This window comes from Enterococcus sp. FDAARGOS_375 (genome assembly GCF_002393265.1).
Lineage (GTDB): Bacteria > Bacillota > Bacilli > Lactobacillales > Enterococcaceae > Enterococcus_D > Enterococcus_D innesii.
The window spans coordinates 2158666-2176327 of record NZ_CP023515.1 but is presented as its reverse complement, the minus strand read 5'-3'; the positions used below and the strand labels follow the sequence as shown (position 1 = coordinate 2176327).

Sequence of the window (17662 nt, the reverse complement as noted above, 5' to 3'; positions counted from 1 at the left end):
TCCGACATATTGCCCCTCCTTTTTTCTGAATATTCTGATTATTAGACAATATTACTAATGGAAAAAAATTTTTCAATAGATTCATTACTAAAACTTCATTAATTTTATAAATTCTCCCTTTTAACTAAAAAAAGAAAGATGCAAACGGCATCTTTCTTTTTAATATAAGAATATAAAATACTACCCGTGGTGCTAGTTAATTTTTTCCTAGAGGAAAATGTCTAAACATGTTGGTAAATCAACAAAAAAACGCATATAGTAGTCTCAAAACTCCCAAGAAATGAGGACTATTTAACAAACTACGATGGTTACGTCGTGACAACTGAACATTTTGACTTAGCCAATCCTGTTACTAAAGTCGATGATATCCCCGATTATGAAATGTACAGTTAAACAATCGATAGCTTAAATAAGCGTTTTGGCAATCGTGTTTTAAAAGGCATCGAAATCGGTTACATCGCTTCTGAAAAGAATCGGATCATCGACTATTTAGCCGATAAAGATTACGATTTAAAATTACTCAGTGTGCATCATAATGGTCAATTTGATTATTTAGATGACGAAGTCAAAGATATGGATCCTGCTATTGTGATTCCTCAGTATTTTGCACAACTTTCAGAAGCACTAGTTGTTATAGAAGCAGATGTCTTTGCTCATTTTGACTATGGTTTTCGGGTATTTGGTCTATCCGTTGCTGAATTTAAACAATATGAAGCGCAGTTTTTACCGATTCTAGATCAAGTAATCAAAAATAAATTGGCATTCGAATTAAATGCTAAGAGCGCTTACTTGTATGACAATTTAGCGTTATATGAATATGTCATCGATTTATATCTTTCACGTGGTGGTACCTTGTTTAGTGTTGGATCAGATGGGCATTACCTTGAACATTTCCGTTTCCATTTCGATGATCTTTTTGCTCTGTTAAAAGCAAAAGGTGTGACGGAATTAGCGATTTATCAAAAAGGAAAGCGAATTATGGTTCCATTACCAGTCTAAAAAAACGTCCTCAGCATCAAAAGTGAGGACGTTTTTTTAGATTTCTTTTTCTAAAATCGGACAAATACGATCTTGTTTTCCTAAAGGAAAATGTTTGATCCCGATTTTTTTAAACCCATGACGTTCATAAAAACGAATACCTGCATGATTTTTTTCATAAACAGTCAAACGTAAATAACGTTTTTGTTTCGTTTTAGCATAACGATTCGCTTCATCGAGTAACCGTTGCCCTAACCCTTTGTTTTGATAATCTTTGAGCAGATAGAGCCGTTGAATCTCTATAGTATCTTTTTCATCATTGACTTTCATATAACCAATGAGTATTTGATGATCCTTAATACCAATAAATTTACTGGTTGACTGTGCCAATTCTACTGCCAATATTTCAGTTGTCAATTGTGTCTGTAAATATCCTTGCATATCAAGTGGATCTGCGCCATCGATAAACGATTCATAAAAACTGACAACACTTACAACTTGTAAAGCATCTAGATCATCATAATCTAAATACGCTAGTGTGATTTGATTGTTCATCTAACTCCTCCTTTTGACATAGTATATTATAAATCACCCGTGGTGCTAGTTAATTTTAATATCCTAAAGAATATCTCAAAGTTCCTTCAAAACGTCGTTGTGCTCGACTTAATAGAACACTGTAAGCCAGTAATATGCTTTCAAATCTACTCTCTAGCCCTTTAACAGAACGTGAGTTGAAATTTTGACAACCTAATTTTTCTAAGGAAGAAAAAACAGTCTCAACTGTTTTTCTTTGTTTTCCAAGTAAGCTGTGGTCTAGTTTTTCTGATTTATCCATGTTTTTACGTGGCGGAACGGATATAGTAATGCCCTTAAGGGCAAGCTTTTCATGGATTTTATGGCTAATATATCCTTTGTGCCCTAGGATATTGGGAAGATTCGCTTCTTCCGATAAAGTCTCTAACACTTTCACGTCATGGACACCTGGATTCGTGATTGAGTAAGTAATCGGAAAGCCAGTCTTAGTAACGATCATATGAATTTTAAGACCATAAAAATAAGATTTTTTTGTTGAGTTATAGCCAACTTTGGCTATTTGATTCAATAGTTTTGCTTGTCTATTTCTAACTGGTTTACATAATAAACTAGGAAAACTATCTATAATTCCGACTAGTTCACCTTTGGTGAGCTTCTTGATGAAAAAGTATCGAATAATCTTGATAGTGTAAGCTAAGTTTGAACTTAAGCAAGTGAATCGACTCCTACTAGGAAAGTCACCATTAGGAAATAAGACGGAACAAACCGCTCTATACGTGGCTCTTTGGCTAGTATAGCCATTAATTATGCCCCATATAACACAAGCAATAATCACTGTATCGCGTTGCTTCAGTTGATCAGTATTTCTTCGGTTTTTAATCTTATCTGGTACACAATTGTGGTATATGTTAGAAACAGTTCTCATAATTTCCTTGAATGTTATAAAAGTATCTGTATAATGTTCAGTATATTTTGATGAACGCATATGTAGTCCTCATTTCTTGGGAGTTTTGAGACTACTATATGCGTTTTTTTGTTGATTTACCAACATGTTTAGACATTTTCCTCTAGGAAAAAATTAACTAGCACCACGGGTTTAATAAGTTTTGTAATAATTACTCGACACGGTAGTTCATTAGCTACGCAGCCACTGATCGTTGCATAGTTTCTGACATTGTTCTTATGATTCAGTAACTCTTATTCCGTTTGACTCCTAATAGTTCATGGGCGAAGCGCGTCCGTCTAAAATAGTTGTTTCTATCGTTTGAACCTCATTGACAATTTTTGGAGAATCTTACCATTCCTTTTCAGCAGTTAAATGTAAAATTCTTTAATAGCTACGCTTATTTTTCATCCAGAATGATAACCTCCCAAATTTTTCCTTCTATCTATATAGCATCATTTTGTGTTTCACGTAATTGAACTAGTTGAGCAAAATCAATTAAAGATTCAATCGACAATCCAGCATTTCGCAAGTTTTTTGCTAGATAAATCCAATTTAAATCATTGGTAGTATAATCTCGGTAGCCGCTCTCGTGGCGGTGAACGGGTGGTATCACGCCAACACGCTCATAATAGCTTAGTGTATCCACACTTAAATCAAACATTTCAGCTGCTTTTTTATATTCATCGAATCTCCTCCTCATTCTTCTTATTTATAATAAACCATGGAGTTAACTCTAGAGAAACCAGAAGCCTCTTGTCTCTATGCTAATACTATACTAAATACCTCCTCACATTCCGTAGACTATTAAAATATTAAGCAATAGATAAAATCAGTTAAATGCAACTTCTCATATTCTAATGTTTATTAAGTAAGAATAATGTTAAAATAAAAAAACGAAGAGTATTCGGCGCAGTCCAGAAAAACTTCCCCAAGTTTTCTGTGCCGGTACTCTTCTTAGATTAATGCATGTTGCTTAATCAGCCTACGCTATATATTTCTTTTTTGCAAGTAATTACGATGTAGAAGCAATGCTTAGGAATCCCTTACGTTTTTTCTATTTTTACTTTTGACTTCTTTTAAGTGCTATACTGGATAAGTACCATGAAAGTAGGTGTTCAAATATGAATACTAATTTTTATCCAGTGGAAGTTTTTAGTTCGGACTACCGTTTATATTCATCAAAAGCAAAAACAAATTTGTATGATTTTCAATCGAGACCACCTTTGATCACGTCATTTGCTGTGCTAAATTTGAAAGAGTTGCACAATATTCAACTCAAATTATTTATTTACGATATTGATATCGAAAAATTTTCTACTTTAGAGGAAGCTAAATCTAGATGTAACTCTCTTATGTATAAATAATTTAACTAGCTGATCATAGCTAGTTTTTTTGTATATCTGTATCTAATGAACTAAATGTTCATCCTTAATCTGCTTAATAAAAAGAAATATTTATCGCAAAACTTATGGTGGCGGATTTAGAAGTTTATAGATTAGCGAATGACACAGAAATATCTGCCATCTGCTATGGGTGAATCAGATAAAATATATTTCTGGATGGTTCCTTTGAAGAGTTTTTCTCCTTCACAGCAACTTTTTAAAGAAGTATACATTTTTTCAGAACCATCCAGATAATAAACATTGATTCCCTGAATCTGATTATAATTAATCGGAGAACGTCGTGTACAAGAAAGTTGATCTCCTAGATATTTCACTTGATTAACAATCATTGGGTCATTAAGCCAATTTTTGTTAAGTGTCAATTTTACGATTAACTGATGAATAGCTTCTTTTTGCATTTTATTCCTCCACTCAAACCAATCGTCTATCCAGTTTACATATACATAGTACGTGATTAAAAAACTCAATCTATTCTTCATTGATTTCAGTTACTCATTAAATTTTTATAATTTATAACTGTTCTTTCCGTAGTATTCGTCACTTCTGAATTTGAAAGGGTTACAACTGCCGAATTGCTGAGTAGCTTTATAATTGTTCCAGCTGCTTGTTTTTTTCTATATCGAAATATGACCTGTTGATCTATATGAAAAGCTTGGCCTTCTATTGAAAGTTGTTGTGGTTTCCATTGTGAAAAACTCATTCTTACCCCTCCTTTGAAGTATGAAAAAACCGCCTCACACATGTTGAGACGGGTTAAAAGGCACTTTTATGCTTTATAGATATTAGCAGCTTGCAAACCGCGTTGACCTTCTTCAGTATCAAAAGTAACTGCTTGACCTTCATCTAAAGATTTAAATCCATCCGCTTGAATCGCTGAAAAATGAGCAAAGACATCTTGACCATCTTCTCCTGTAATGAACCCAAAACCTTTATCTGAATTAAACCATTTTACTGTACCTTTATTCATACTATTTCCTCCTTGTGCATCATTACGAATGCGTTTTGTTGCAATAATTGTTTGATAAGCAAAAGGAGAGTATAAATTTATGTATAGCACTCTTAATACGTTTCAAAGTTTATCACTACAAGTAGTATACCACACAAACTCTTTAGTTGCAACTTTACATAAAAATATTATTTTTTTATAAACTTATCACTCACTATACACTATTTTATTTTTAATGTGCTATACTATCTATATAGAATTTCGCTATGAACGTTATCGTTACCTTTCGTCACTATTTGAGAGAGGAGAATGTATTGTGACATTCACTAACAAAACAATTGATTATCGTGTTACTTTGGACACTAACTTAAACTTGTTTATTGTTTTTTCTAAAAATGATGAAACCAAAGTGGCAACCGGTACTACAATCGAAAATGCAGTACATGAATTAGAAAAACTAGCATAAGGAGTGAAACTCTCTAATGGCCAAGCTCTTTTCATATTAAAGGCAGCTACTTGTAAGAATGAGTAGCTGTCTTATTCATTTTTTGTGTGCTAATTTGCTAAAAATGATCTCCATTGTTTCAAGTGTATCGATATCCATCTGACACAACCAGAGAAATACCTTCTTTTCCTCCTCCGTCCAAGTAGTTTTTGGATAGGCGGAAAGAAGTTTCAGATATTTTACACGTTGGATACTAAATGACAATAGCCAGTGCTGTTCAAAACTCTCACTTTCTTCCATATCATCCCTCCAAAATGGTATTACCTACAGTTAGACATAGCAAATGCAAGTAACTTTTAACTAAAAAATATCACAAACTAGCAAGCCAATCATCACAGATTAAGAATTGCTTTTTTTATGTTAATAAAGCAGTACATCTATTTATTGTCTCCTATTCTTAGATCCAGCTTCAGCTCGATTTTAAAATAGAGCAAAATCCTATAATTTCTGATCCGTTAAAATCAATATTGTAGAATTCATAATCATTTTTTATCAAGCAATCATTTATTTAAAAACCATTCACATAAGTAATAATTAACTTTTCGAAACCTAAGACTTTAAGGAATATTATTTTATTCTATAGTGGTTTTCCGATAATGCTTCCACATAATATCTTAATAACTTGTAATCTTTTTCATCAATACTTTTTATTATTATTTTATTTCCAAATAACGATTTGTGTGAACTTTTTAAAAGTCTGTGATGTATCTGATTTACAATCAAATACTCTACTTCTTCGTCCTTCAATTTAGGATCAGTAATCTTTTCTAAATCCCGATGAATATAATTATATTCTAAGTGAGACGCGTCATTAATAACTCGTTTAAATTCTTCTTTCTCAACTTTCAGGAAAATCACGTCCTTCCCTTAATAAAAAACTCAGCGAAAAGAGAGATTAACTAACCACTTCTGCTATTTAAAAATACATATTACGTAATCAAATAAATTTCAATTCAACATCAGATATCTTTACAATAGTATGTTACCCCTTACCTACAAAAAAATCTATTGTTTTTATACATAAATACCCTAACATTCTTATGCAAAACTCTTATCATTAGATCATCTAATCTAAATCATAAAAATAGACCTAATAGAATTCCCCCTAAAATGAAGAATGCAGAGTTAATTTTGTATTTAAGAATACCTAATAGACTAATAAAAAAAATTAAAATGAAATACCATTCAACAAATATATTTTGTCCTAATTGGATGGTAACATTAGCCATCAATGCTAATGCTGCCGCATTTATACCAATTAACATTTTGGAAAATGTATTGGATTGTTTAAGCTTGGAAAATAGTGGTGCTAATATAAGAACCAGTAGAAACGATGGTAAAAAAATCCCTACTGTAGCTACCAAAGCACCTGGGATACCGAAAAGTAAATATCCAATAAAAGTTGCTGTAGTAAATACAGGCCCAGGAGTAAATTCGCCTACAGATATGGCATCTATCATTTGAACTTGGGTCAATACTTGTAACTTATCAACAAATTCTGATTGGATAAACGCAAGTAATACATAGCCACTACCATATAAAAGTAAACCTATTTTCAGGAAAGTTAAAAATAAAATTGAGAGACTAAATGGCTCTATGACATAATTTTTAAAATTCCAATCTTTTTTTATTAATAGTAAGAGTATTGCGGCAACTATTAACACAGTGAGTTCCGAAGCACCAAAAACAACCAAAAGCAGAGACAGGCAAAAAACAATAAATGTAGATATATCTTTTATAGCTGTTTTAAAAAGCTTTATTAGAGCTGCTACAATAATTGCTACAATGACAGGCTTTATATACTCCATAATTGTTTGAACTCTAGGAAGGTCTCCATATAATTTATAAAAGTGCCCTATAATCATTACAATGACCATTGCTGGTAAAATAAATGAAATACCTGCTAAAAATAATCCCCATTTTCCAGCACGCCGATGACCTAATATAATTGCCATCTCTGTAGAGTTTGGACCAGGAATCAAGTTAGTAAATCCTAATAAATTTAGAAACTCTTCCTTAGACATCCATTGCCTTTTATCCACGACTTCTTCTTCCATCATAGCGATATGAGCAGCTGGTCCACCAAAAGCAAAGAACCCAAGTTTTGAGAACACTTTAACAATCTCGATGTATTTATTTTCTTCCATAAGCCCTCCAATAGCATGAGAAATATTAAGTTATGTGCTGATTTGTTATATCAATGATTGGTTTCAGTTTAGTAGATCTTTACTTTCCAATAAATAGTTTAGAAAAGGACGCAAAGAGAAAAATAGAACTTTCTCTTTGCGTCCTTTGATGAAACCTTCTGAAAAACGATAAATATATTATCATTACAGTAGATTTACTCACCTATAAATATAAAAGCAACATATAAAAAGAAGACTTCCCCAATCTGCTTTCTCCTCTACTCTTTTAATGAGACACACTAGAAAATTTTAGAACAATTATTTATATATAGCAAGTAAAATGCCCTTGTTAAACAATACTATTTTAAATTAACCGTCCAAGAGATCTTGATCAAGCCAAAATCATGTTTAATTGCATAATAAATCAAGAATAAACAACAACTGTGTTTCTACCTCCTTTTTTTTGCAGCATACAGCGCTTGATCAGCCTGATTGATGAGTTCATATACATCTAAAGAAGAATCATACTTAGAAATGCCAGCAGAAAAATAAAGCGTAATCTTTCTTTCCCCTCCAATATTCAACTTATTTTTTAATAAGAATGCCTGAAATCTTAATATAGTCTTTTGAACAGACTTTAATGTACTGTCTTTGAAAATAACTAAAAATTCTTCGCCTCCATATCTATAAACCTCTACTTGATCTTGGTGTGCTTCACTAAGAAAAGTTGTTATTTTTTTTGAAAAGAATATTAAAGCACGATTTCCTGTAATGTGTCCATAGTGATCATTAATTCTTTTAAAATGATCTAAATCCATCATAACAAAAATAAGCTTTTCCTTTTCAACATCTGTCATACTATCTACGTCTTCATTTAAGCTTCTAATATTTTTAACTTTCGTCAATTCATCGTAGTTTCTCTCAATAAGTTTTCTATTTATATCTTTTAAGAATTATTTTTGAGTACTTAGATAGTATTGCCAAGAAATACAAATAATTATAGACCCTATAAACAAAGATAGATATTCCCAAAAAGTAAGTTTATATTCAAAAAAGAGCATAGAATTCAATCCAGCCATCATTAGAGTAATTAAAACAAAAAATATATAAAACGGTATCTGTATTATATATTTATAAAAGCTTTTTTTAATTACGAAACTAAAAGTGAATGCCAGTATACTTAGAACTAGAATACTAAGTAATGTCTTGATATCAATAATACTTATTACGATAGTCCGATAAACACCATCATTAGAGCCAATAAAAGAAAATAATTTTTCATTTTGAATGAGTTAAAGTATAAGATAAATAAAGGTAATGTATATTCATAATAAACATGCCCCACATTATTTATCGAAAAAGTTATGATAAAATACATTTGCGATACAAATAATATTAAACCAATAATTATTTTAAAAGAATATCGTAAATGGAGTTTCTTAAAATTTTTTACAAATAAATCTTAGGAAATAAGTAAGCTAATTACTATAATTGAATACAATATTACATAAAGCAAATGTAAAAGTCCCATAGACATTTCTCCATTTCTTTTTTACTGTATACCAAGACTATAAGTATGAGATTTTACCTTTTCATTCCAACTATATAAATTTATTTTGCATATCTTTTTGCTTCTCTTATTTTATCTAGAATAAAACTTGTTTGACTATAATCAGTTAGTTCACGTATTACTTTTTTCACCGTACAATCAACAGCGCAAATACCAAACATATCAGAATAGAAGTCAGTTATTGATTTGATTGGACTAAACAATTTTTCTGATAATTCAGTTTTTTTTGAGTAATTCATTTCTAAGTACCCTTTGTCTACTAGCCGATCAATAACTAAATAAGCTGTATTCAGCTTAATTTCTGGGTATTTTTTTACAAAGTTACGTTTTGTTATCCCTCCCTCGCATTCATATAATGAAATCAAAACTCGGTATTCAATTTTAGTTAAATCTACCATCTTCAATTTCACCTCTAGTAGTCCATAATATATAAAAAAATGAAGCTTGAAAAAAATACAAATTTTACATCAAACCTCAAAATAAGTTTCTTCCTAATTATTCCAATATTTAGAATTCTATCATAATTTTTGTATCGTTTCACAAACTTCTTGATAGTTTTTATTTCCTCCGGATAAATTATAAACTTGTTTAAATCCTTTGTTCAATAAAATATTTTGTGCTGCATTTCCAGTAACGCCTTTATTACAATAAGTTACTGTCACACATTCTTTATCCAATTCCTCATATCGATCTCTTAACTCAGCTAAAGGTATGTGAATTGCTCCCTCAACTTTCGAAGTTTCAAACTGTTTTCTTGATCTGGTATCAATAATTTGTAATTTTTCGCCGCTATCAATTCTTCTCAATAGCTCTATAGGGGTCATTAACGGGGTATCATTATTTATATCGTTGTTCAAAGCCATCCCAGTATAATGAATGGGATCTTTTGTTGTAGAAAAAGGTGGAGCATATGCTAAATCCAAGTGAAATAAATCTTCAGCAGCTGCGCCAAATGAAATAGCAGTAGCAAGCACATCGATCCGCTTATCTACCCCATCATAACCTATGATTTGAGCCCCAAGTATCTTCCCATTTTCTTTATTTGCGATTGCTTTGATCACCATTTCTTTACCATTCATATAGTCCGGCTTATTAGGTTTAATATTATATAAAGTAGTAATAGCTATATTATTTGCTAAAGCATCTTTTTCTGTGAGACCAGTTTGAGCAATTGTTAAATCAAAGAATCGTAAAATACCAGTTCCTAAGATTCCCTTGTGTCGTAGATTGCCACCTGTAATAACATCTCCTGCGATCCTTCCCATTTTATTGGCTGTTGAAGCTAAAGGTCGATAAATTGGTCGCCTAGTTATGCGATCAAAACTTTCTGCAACATCACCTACAGCATAAACATTTGGAAAATTGGTTTCTAACTTATCGTTTACTTCTATAGCTCCGGTAATTCCTAATTTAATTCCCATGGATTTTGCTAATACGGTGTTCGGCTTTACTCCGGTAGCTAATACAAAAATATCTGCCGAAAAGATAGTTCCTTTAGCCGTTTCAATAGACTTCAGACTACCATCACCGTTAACTTTTCTGACGGTTTCTTCAGGGAAAAAGGCAATGTTTTTCCTTTTCATTTCATTAATGATTCTTGAAGACATGTCCCGGTCTAAATGGGACATGGGATATTTACTTCGTTGAAGTAACGAGACCTCAAGACCTAGTCTCTGTAACTGCTCGGCCATTTCTAAACCAATATATCCAGCACCAATGACAACTGCTTTTTTTGGCTCGTTTTCATCTACAAACTTCTTGATACTTTTCCCACTCGAAATATTTTTCACCTGAAAAACATTCTCAAAATGTCTATTAACAAATATTTCTGGGGTATTATAAACCGATCCTGTGGCCAACACTAAAACATCAAAATTATTGGTAAATGATTTTTTTGTAATTAGATTGATTCCGTGCACCAATTTTTTATCATAGTCAACCTGAGTTATTTCATGAGAGGTATGAATATCTACGTCGTACCTTTTTTTAAACCATTCAGCATTACGAGGCGTCAGTTCATCAAAGTTTTCCACTTCTCCCCCCACTGCATATGGAATCCCACAAACTGCGTAAGACACATCCATATCTTTATCATACAAAACAATCTCTGCATCTTCCGTATTTCTTCTTGCTTTTGCAGCGACACTTGTTCCAGCAGCGACAGATCCAATAATGATGATTTTCATTTCTCCACACCTATCCTTTATACGTTCTTGATTTCACTCAAAGATTCCGGATTTATGAACCAGTCTTTTGTTTTATTAGAAACCTTAACTAAAAGTAACATAACTGGCACTTCCACAAGTACGCCTACGACTGTTGCTAAAGTTGCTCCCGACTGTAATCCAAAAAGTGATATTGATACCGCTACTGCCAACTCAAAAAAGTTACTTGCTCCTATCATTCCAGCAGGAGAAGCAATATTATGTGGCAACTTCCAAAATCTTGCCCAACTATAAGCAATTGTAAATATTAAAATCGTTTGAATCGTTAAAGGAATTGCAATCAATAAAATATGCAATGGATTAGCAATGATTCTTTCACCTTGGAAGGAGAAGATAATGATCAGAGTTAGTAATAAACCAATAATCGTCACTGAATCAAATTTCTTCAAGAAGACATTTTCAAAATAGGTTAAACCTCTTTTTTTTATGATCAACACTCGAGTAATGAAGCCTAAAAACAATGGAACAACTACAAAAAGAACAGTAGACAGTAATAAAGTAGCTAAGGGGACACTTACATTATCAACACCTAACAAGAAAGCAACAATAGGTGCAAATAATACTAGGATAATTAAATCGTTGATTGCGACTTGAACCAAAGTATAGGCAGAGTCACCTTTTGTTAGGTAGCTCCACACAAAAACCATCGCTGTACATGGTGCTGCTCCTAGAATAACTGCACCAGCGACGTATTCTTTTGCTAGTTCTATTGGAATCAATTGTTGGAAAATCACATAAAAAAAGAGTGCTGAAATGCCATACATCGTAAACGGTTTAATAAGCCAATTAGTAACGCACGTGATAACTAATCCCTTAGGTTTTTTAGCAGCACGAACAATACTGGTAAAATCAATTTTTAACATCATAGGATAAATCATCAACCATATCAAAATAGCCGTTGGAATTGAGACCTGAAAATACTCAAATTGACTTAATGTATCAGGAATAGCTGGAGCAAACTGTCCAATCAATACTCCGATTATCATACACAAGATTACCCATAGAGTTAAATACTTTTCAAAAAAGCCTAACCCTTCAGCTTTACCTTTTGATTTCATTTTTACTTTCCTCCTACTTAGATCCTTCTTTTACTTTGCATACACAGTTGTCTTCATTATTTACAAGTAATTGTTGAATAGATTCCATAAATTCTACAACAAATTCTTCCCTCAATGAATAATGGTGCCATTGCCCTTTTTTACTTACACAAACGACACCCGCTTTTTCAAGTACTTTCATATGATGAGAAAGTGTAGGCTGCGTAAAATCAAAATATTCAAGTAAATCACATGCACACAAACTACCGCAAGAAAGCACATCTACTATTTTCATACGATTTGGATCCGCTAGAGATTTTAATACTAATGAAAGAGATTCATAATTCATTCTTCGACCCTCCTTATATAGATGGTTGTCTATATATGTAATATAGACAACCATCTATATAAGGTCAAGTTGTTTACTCATAATTTCTAAGTAAATAGGAATTAATAGCATAGTTAGTACTCTCACTATAGGTTAATTTAGCATAGAAGAACTGTTAAAGAATATTCTATCTTGAACTCTTTTATAGTTATAGCAATCAAAGAGAGCTCATAAACCCTTAAGTTTTTGACCACATCCAAGATTTGTCCTAATACTCATAAACCTAAATTTTAATTGAACAATGATTTAGCTACGAGTTTATGAACACAAAAATAGAGTGATACATATAAATTACAGTATCTAAAAAGAGTGTCCAGAAATTAGTCATTTTCTGAACACTCTTACTCAAAATAACTCATTATGAATTTTTTATGATTCGAGAAAGCTTTTTGCACAATCTACATGGACACTATTAATGATTTAAAAATCTGTTTAAAGGAGTGTCCAACAGAGTATACTCTGGTGTCCCACAACAAATAAAGGAAGCGCCCTTGTTCAAAAGGCTACTTCCTTTATTTTTATTTTGCTTTAAATTTTGAGTCATCATTTATAAGCGAACGTAAGAGATAATAGACACCTAAAAATAGAAAGAAAAATAAAGGTAATACACGTAGTAAAACAAATGGAGTTTCAAAAATAAATGCTTTCCAAAACCACATACCCTTCATTTCCCATAAACCTTGGGTGAAATACCATGATTTAATGTTTAAAATATTATTTAAACTCCATGAATTACTGCTAGAAAAAATATAAAAATACAATAAAAATATAGATCCATATGTGTAACCATATTTCACATATCTTTTCTTTACACTTTCTTGAGAATCAGTATCAGAAAATATCTCTCTTGTTACATCTGGATGTTCTTGCTGAAAGTACTGAGCGCCACCGGAACGACTGCCCTTTATTAATTTCCAACCACTATCAGAAAACAGTGTTACGTAATCTTCGTAATTTGATTTCCTCATACTTTTTTCTCTAAAATCAATGCGTACATACGGAATGAACATTTCTTTACTAGCCATTTTTTCAAAAGTATACATAGGCACCAGAGAATTAACAGAAACTAACCTATATCCCTCTTCCTGTATAGAATTGATCCATTCTTCTTCTTTTTTCAAGGATAAGAAAATTCTAAATTTCTTCATGTTGTCCCCTCCTAATATCCAAATACAGAAGATAGTTTAATCAGGCTTATTAGACGTTCTATTTCTAGTTTTAAAACTTCTTCTCCTATATCAGTAATTTTGTAAACTCTTCTTCTTTTTTCCCTACTTGGAATTTCTTCTATCCAATTAAGCTTAAGTAAATTTTCAATCGCTCCATACATAGTTCCTGCTGCTACCTTAACTGCCCCTTCACTTAACTTATCAATTTCTTGAATAATAGCATATCCATGAGCGGGTGTAGTTAAAACTAAAAGAATATAAAAAGTTGTTTCAGTTAAAGGTAAATATGGATTTCTAGTCATATAAAGATACTCCTTATTTTACTATAGTTAAGCTATATACAGTTGAACTATATATAGCTTAACTGTATATAAAAAGAATGTCAAGCATAAGAAAAGGTTTATTATGTTACTCTCTGTTGTCCCTTATTTTTATATCTAACAGATCCTAACTAACTGAGCTATTGAACGAGCCATAAAACGGGAGAACAAAAAAAGATCAAAAACTTTTAAGTTTCTGACCCTATATACTTAGTGCAAAAATTCATAAATTGATACTTGTGTGGAACATTGATTTATTGACTACTTAATAGTCGTTTAAGAATAATTTATTTCCACTACCAAACAAATTAATATATCTCTATTCCTTTGAAAGAAATTATCTCATTTCTCTTTGATTAAGTTACCCATTATAAATGATAATATGTAACTGCATTGCAAAATTATTTTGTAATTTATTTTTACCAATATCTAGTTTCTTAAACTTTTTTGTCCAAGTATTGATCAAATCATCAAAATCACTCGCAGTAAGAGCTGACAATTTTGCATCAGATTAATTTGCATCATTCTCATAGTAATCGCGTAGCTTTTCTAATTCATTTTCAGAGGGATATAACGATGTAACGATTATATCTTTTCTTGGAAGATTCAAGTCACAAATATTCGTGACAACTAATTGCGTATCAATAATATTCTTTAATTGGTTCTGTTGCAAAGTTTCCCCTCAGATCCATTATAGGGTAAACTGAGTTTAATAGGAACTAGGAGGAGTAACGAAGATGAACCATTTTAAAGGCAAACAATTTCAGAAAGATGTGATTATTGTCGCTGTAGGCTACTATCTTCGGTACAACCTGAGTTATCGTGACGTCCAAGAAATTCTGTACAACCGTGGTATTAACGTGTCTCACACCACTGTCTATCGTTGGGTACAGGAATATGGGAAACTACTTTACAACATTTGGAAGAGGAAAAACAAACAGTCCATTTATTCGTGGAAAATGGACGAGACCTATATTAAAATCAAAGGAAAATGGCATTATCTTTATCGCGCCATTGATGCAGATGGTCTCACTCTGGATATATGGTTACGGAAAAAGCGAGATACACAAGCAGCTTACGCCTTTCTCAAGAGATTAGTTAAACAGTTCGATGAACCAAGGGTTCTGGTGACCGATAAAGCTCCCTCTATTGCCAGTGCCTTCAAAAAATTACAGGCACACGGGTTTTACCAGCGAACAGAACATCGCACGGTGAAATATCTAAATAACCTCATTGAACAAGATCATCGTCCCATCAAGAGACGAAACAAATTTTATCGAAGCTTACGAACAGCCTCAACCACGATTAAAGGCATGGAAGCCATTCGAGGATTATATAAGAAGAACCGAAAAGAAGGCACTCTCTTCGGGTTTTCAGTCTGCACGGAAATGAAGATATTATTAGGAATACCTGCATAAACTATAGCTAGTGTTAGACTAGTATTGTTCATTTTGGAACTTTGCAACAGAACCTATCATGTTGCTTAAGAGATCGAGATTTTTAGTTAACATAAACATTTACATGTTTTTAATTATATTGATTTATAGCTTTTTAAAAGAGACAACTTTGTATAAAATCTATGTTATGTAAACTGAAATTATTCATACATCATTTTTCAAATATAATTAGCATTTTATACTTTTTTGAATTAAAATAGACTTAAGATTTAGTAGTAGTGCCAAAAATAAAAAAAGAAATACTATTATTAGGAGGAAGCATTATGGCAAACATAAAATATGTTGGTAATGACACAAAGAAATCTGAAAACGGAAAAATTCATAGAAAAGAAGGCAATTATACTGATTGTGGAGCAAGAATTGATGACAATCCACAAGATTGGCAGTCTACGACTTCTTCTATCACTTGTGAAAAAAAAGGCTGTAAATAGAACCACCTCAAAGTATTAATTTAAAAATTAATCGGATAAGCAATATAGCACAGCTTTGGCAACACTATAAAATCTAAATATGAAACCGCTATCTTGGTTTGTATGTATTTTATCTATCACTTACTACTTAGTGATAGATAATAGATTGTTCCATATCAATTCTGAATAAGAACCATACATTGTTTCATTGTTAATACACAGATAAACAAAAATTTTTTAATATTTTATGCCGAAGATGCAGTATTGATACATAAAATCTGCGATATCATAAAAATGAGTCCTATCAACAGAATTATAATATTTAGACAAAGGAAATCAAGCATATATCATAATTGATTTCCTCATATAATTTGATTAAAAAGAGACATCAATATTTGAAAGCGGATGATACAGTTGATTCATTAATTCCGTGTCGCTTTTACGTCCACGATTAGAGAGCAGAATCACACTAGTTTTATTATCTTTAGAAAACAACCCAAACGATTCGAATCCTCCTTTACCACCATGAGCACGGAAATAAGTCCCTTTGTCATAAAAACCTGCTGCATAGAATCCGCCAGCGGCTGGTTGCCACATTTGCTCCAGCGAAGCTTTATCTAACAGTTTCCCATTCAATAATAAATCATAATAGCGATACAAATCGCCAACTGACATATAGAGATTTCCAGTTCCTACCTCAGCTGCCAAGTTAGCTGAGGAAATATCGTTAGGGTTCCCATAAGGATCTGTTTCACCATCCGTTTTGTAATTGACCGTAGGATGATCCTGCTGCAAAAAAACTTTATATAAGAAAGAGTGTTTCAACCCATTCTTATTGATAAAATAATCCGTTAACAGCATATCATAACTTTTTCCTGTTACTTTTGTCAAAATGCCTGCTAGTAAATTGTAGTTGATGGGACTGTATTTGAATGTTCCTTGGGTTCCGGATAAGACAGCATGTGCAGCATCCCAGTCGAGGATCTGTTGCACGTCTTCCAGTCCTTGGGGATTTTCTGAAAGCTTGAGTCCGGAAGCCATCTGCAGCATTTGCTGAATCGTAATATTAGCAGCACCAGGAATATAGGGATAAAAGCGGGCTAACGTATCTGTCAAGGATAATTTCCCGTCCCTAACTGCTCGCATAATCAAGACAGCTGTTAGACCTTTTTGTATCGAGCCAATATTGAATAATGTTGTCGGAGTATTTTTAATATCAGCTGCCTTGTCCGCATATCCGTACCCTTTATGCAGCAGGACTTTCCCATTTTTTACAACCAATGCACTTCCGATAAAGCCACTGGAAATAATTTTCTGATCGTAGATAGCTCCTTCAGGTGTGATGACTTCTTGATTACTAATGAGATTGTCATAGTTTCCCGCATCCAACAAGTCCTGTTTCTTGTTGGATGCGGGCTGCTCATTTTTGGAAGAGTAGCTGCTGGCAGTACTGGAATGTACAACTTGCTCACTGAAATGATCAGAAGCATCCGTTGGTTCCGTTGGTAAAAACAAGTAGTAGAGGCCAATGAGACCACAAATAATCACAAGGATATCAATCCCAAGCACTAGTTTATGAACGTTTCTTTTTGCATGTTTTTTCGTATGTCTACTCATTGAATAAAGCCTCCAGCATTTCTATTCTCCA

Annotated in this window: 19 protein-coding genes and 1 pseudogene; 4 read left to right on the top strand and 16 right to left on the bottom strand. The window is 32.5% G+C overall.

Annotated features, from left to right (window positions below):
• The first annotated feature begins 396 nt into the window (after positions 1 to 396).
• Positions 397 to 999 carry a PHP domain-containing protein gene (locus CO692_RS11625; protein WP_226818334.1) on the top strand — a complete coding sequence of 201 codons (603 nt, stop codon included), beginning with the start codon at positions 397 to 399 and terminating at the stop codon, positions 997 to 999.
• 36 nt (positions 1000 to 1035) lie between these two features.
• On the opposite strand, the gene CO692_RS11620 is transcribed toward CO692_RS11625, so the two are convergent.
• The 6 genes and pseudogenes from CO692_RS11620 to CO692_RS11590 all read right to left on the bottom strand — a co-directional run bounded on the left by CO692_RS11620 (position 1036) and on the right by CO692_RS11590 (position 4828).
• The gene (locus tag CO692_RS11620; RefSeq protein WP_060792668.1) at positions 1036 to 1533 is read right to left on the bottom strand and encodes a GNAT family N-acetyltransferase; all 498 of its coding nucleotides are present in this window, start codon (positions 1531 to 1533) and stop codon (positions 1036 to 1038) included.
• Between the two features lie 55 nt (positions 1534 to 1588).
• Entirely contained in the window at positions 1589 to 2497 is a 909-nt protein-coding gene (locus tag CO692_RS11615) for an IS982-like element ISEfm1 family transposase (protein WP_096742295.1), read from the bottom strand.
• A 415-nt stretch (positions 2498 to 2912) separates the two neighbouring features.
• A pseudogene (locus CO692_RS11610) lies at positions 2913 to 3158 on the bottom strand (MerR family transcriptional regulator); the annotation flags it as partial.
• A 795-nt stretch (positions 3159 to 3953) separates the two neighbouring features.
• A complete protein-coding gene (locus CO692_RS11600; protein WP_060792665.1) occupies positions 3954 to 4259 on the bottom strand; it encodes a hypothetical protein in 306 nt (101 codons plus the stop codon).
• A gap of 86 nt (positions 4260 to 4345) precedes the next feature.
• Positions 4346 to 4561 (bottom strand): hypothetical protein, encoded by a 216-nt coding sequence (locus tag CO692_RS11595; protein WP_010748155.1) that lies wholly within the window; start codon positions 4559 to 4561, stop codon positions 4346 to 4348.
• Positions 4562 to 4627: 66 nt separating this feature from the next.
• Positions 4628 to 4828: a cold-shock protein gene (locus tag CO692_RS11590; RefSeq protein ID WP_005237682.1), complete on the bottom strand. Its 201-nt coding sequence runs from the start codon at positions 4826 to 4828 to the stop codon at positions 4628 to 4630.
• Between the two features lie 295 nt (positions 4829 to 5123).
• Here CO692_RS11590 and CO692_RS17710 point away from each other — a divergent pair, with 295 nt between their 5' ends.
• A complete protein-coding gene (locus CO692_RS17710) occupies positions 5124 to 5273 on the top strand; it encodes a hypothetical protein (protein ID WP_005237684.1) in 150 nt (49 codons plus the stop codon).
• Between the two features lie 75 nt (positions 5274 to 5348).
• On the opposite strand, the gene CO692_RS11585 is transcribed toward CO692_RS17710, so the two are convergent.
• The 9 genes from CO692_RS11585 to CO692_RS11540 all read right to left on the bottom strand — a co-directional run bounded on the left by CO692_RS11585 (position 5349) and on the right by CO692_RS11540 (position 14129).
• Positions 5349 to 5552 (bottom strand): hypothetical protein, encoded by a 204-nt coding sequence (locus tag CO692_RS11585; protein WP_060792664.1) that lies wholly within the window; start codon positions 5550 to 5552, stop codon positions 5349 to 5351.
• Positions 5553 to 6388: 836 nt separating this feature from the next.
• Positions 6389 to 7459: a chromate transporter gene (locus tag CO692_RS11575; RefSeq protein WP_060792662.1), complete on the bottom strand. Its 1071-nt coding sequence runs from the start codon at positions 7457 to 7459 to the stop codon at positions 6389 to 6391.
• Between the two features lie 428 nt (positions 7460 to 7887).
• Positions 7888 to 8295 (bottom strand): GGDEF domain-containing protein, encoded by a 408-nt coding sequence (locus tag CO692_RS11570; protein WP_236596075.1) that lies wholly within the window; start codon positions 8293 to 8295, stop codon positions 7888 to 7890.
• Between the two features lie 754 nt (positions 8296 to 9049).
• Complete coding sequence (locus CO692_RS11565; protein ID WP_226818123.1) at positions 9050 to 9406, bottom strand: hypothetical protein; 357 nt, start codon at positions 9404 to 9406, stop codon at positions 9050 to 9052.
• A gap of 120 nt (positions 9407 to 9526) precedes the next feature.
• Complete coding sequence (locus CO692_RS11560) at positions 9527 to 11194, bottom strand: FAD-dependent oxidoreductase (protein WP_096742292.1); 1668 nt, start codon at positions 11192 to 11194, stop codon at positions 9527 to 9529.
• A gap of 17 nt (positions 11195 to 11211) precedes the next feature.
• Positions 11212 to 12291 (bottom strand): ACR3 family arsenite efflux transporter, encoded by a 1080-nt coding sequence (arsB, locus tag CO692_RS11555; protein ID WP_005237696.1) that lies wholly within the window; start codon positions 12289 to 12291, stop codon positions 11212 to 11214.
• A 13-nt stretch (positions 12292 to 12304) separates the two neighbouring features.
• Positions 12305 to 12619: an ArsR/SmtB family transcription factor gene (locus CO692_RS11550; protein ID WP_010748148.1), complete on the bottom strand. Its 315-nt coding sequence runs from the start codon at positions 12617 to 12619 to the stop codon at positions 12305 to 12307.
• 557 nt (positions 12620 to 13176) lie between these two features.
• Positions 13177 to 13806 (bottom strand): DUF2812 domain-containing protein, encoded by a 630-nt coding sequence (locus CO692_RS11545; protein WP_010749140.1) that lies wholly within the window; start codon positions 13804 to 13806, stop codon positions 13177 to 13179.
• An 11-nt stretch (positions 13807 to 13817) separates the two neighbouring features.
• The gene (locus CO692_RS11540; RefSeq protein ID WP_096742291.1) at positions 13818 to 14129 is read right to left on the bottom strand and encodes a PadR family transcriptional regulator; all 312 of its coding nucleotides are present in this window, start codon (positions 14127 to 14129) and stop codon (positions 13818 to 13820) included.
• A gap of 755 nt (positions 14130 to 14884) precedes the next feature.
• Between CO692_RS11540 and CO692_RS11535 the strand changes: the two genes are divergently transcribed.
• Positions 14885 to 15565 carry an IS6 family transposase gene (locus CO692_RS11535; protein WP_002389568.1) on the top strand — a complete coding sequence of 227 codons (681 nt, stop codon included), beginning with the start codon at positions 14885 to 14887 and terminating at the stop codon, positions 15563 to 15565.
• A 302-nt stretch (positions 15566 to 15867) separates the two neighbouring features.
• A complete protein-coding gene (locus CO692_RS17705; protein WP_185939981.1) occupies positions 15868 to 16035 on the top strand; it encodes a hypothetical protein in 168 nt (55 codons plus the stop codon).
• 354 nt (positions 16036 to 16389) lie between these two features.
• On the opposite strand, the gene CO692_RS11530 is transcribed toward CO692_RS17705, so the two are convergent.
• The gene (locus CO692_RS11530) at positions 16390 to 17631 is read right to left on the bottom strand and encodes a serine hydrolase domain-containing protein (protein ID WP_005237700.1); all 1242 of its coding nucleotides are present in this window, start codon (positions 17629 to 17631) and stop codon (positions 16390 to 16392) included.
• Positions 17632 to 17662 lie beyond the last annotated feature (31 nt).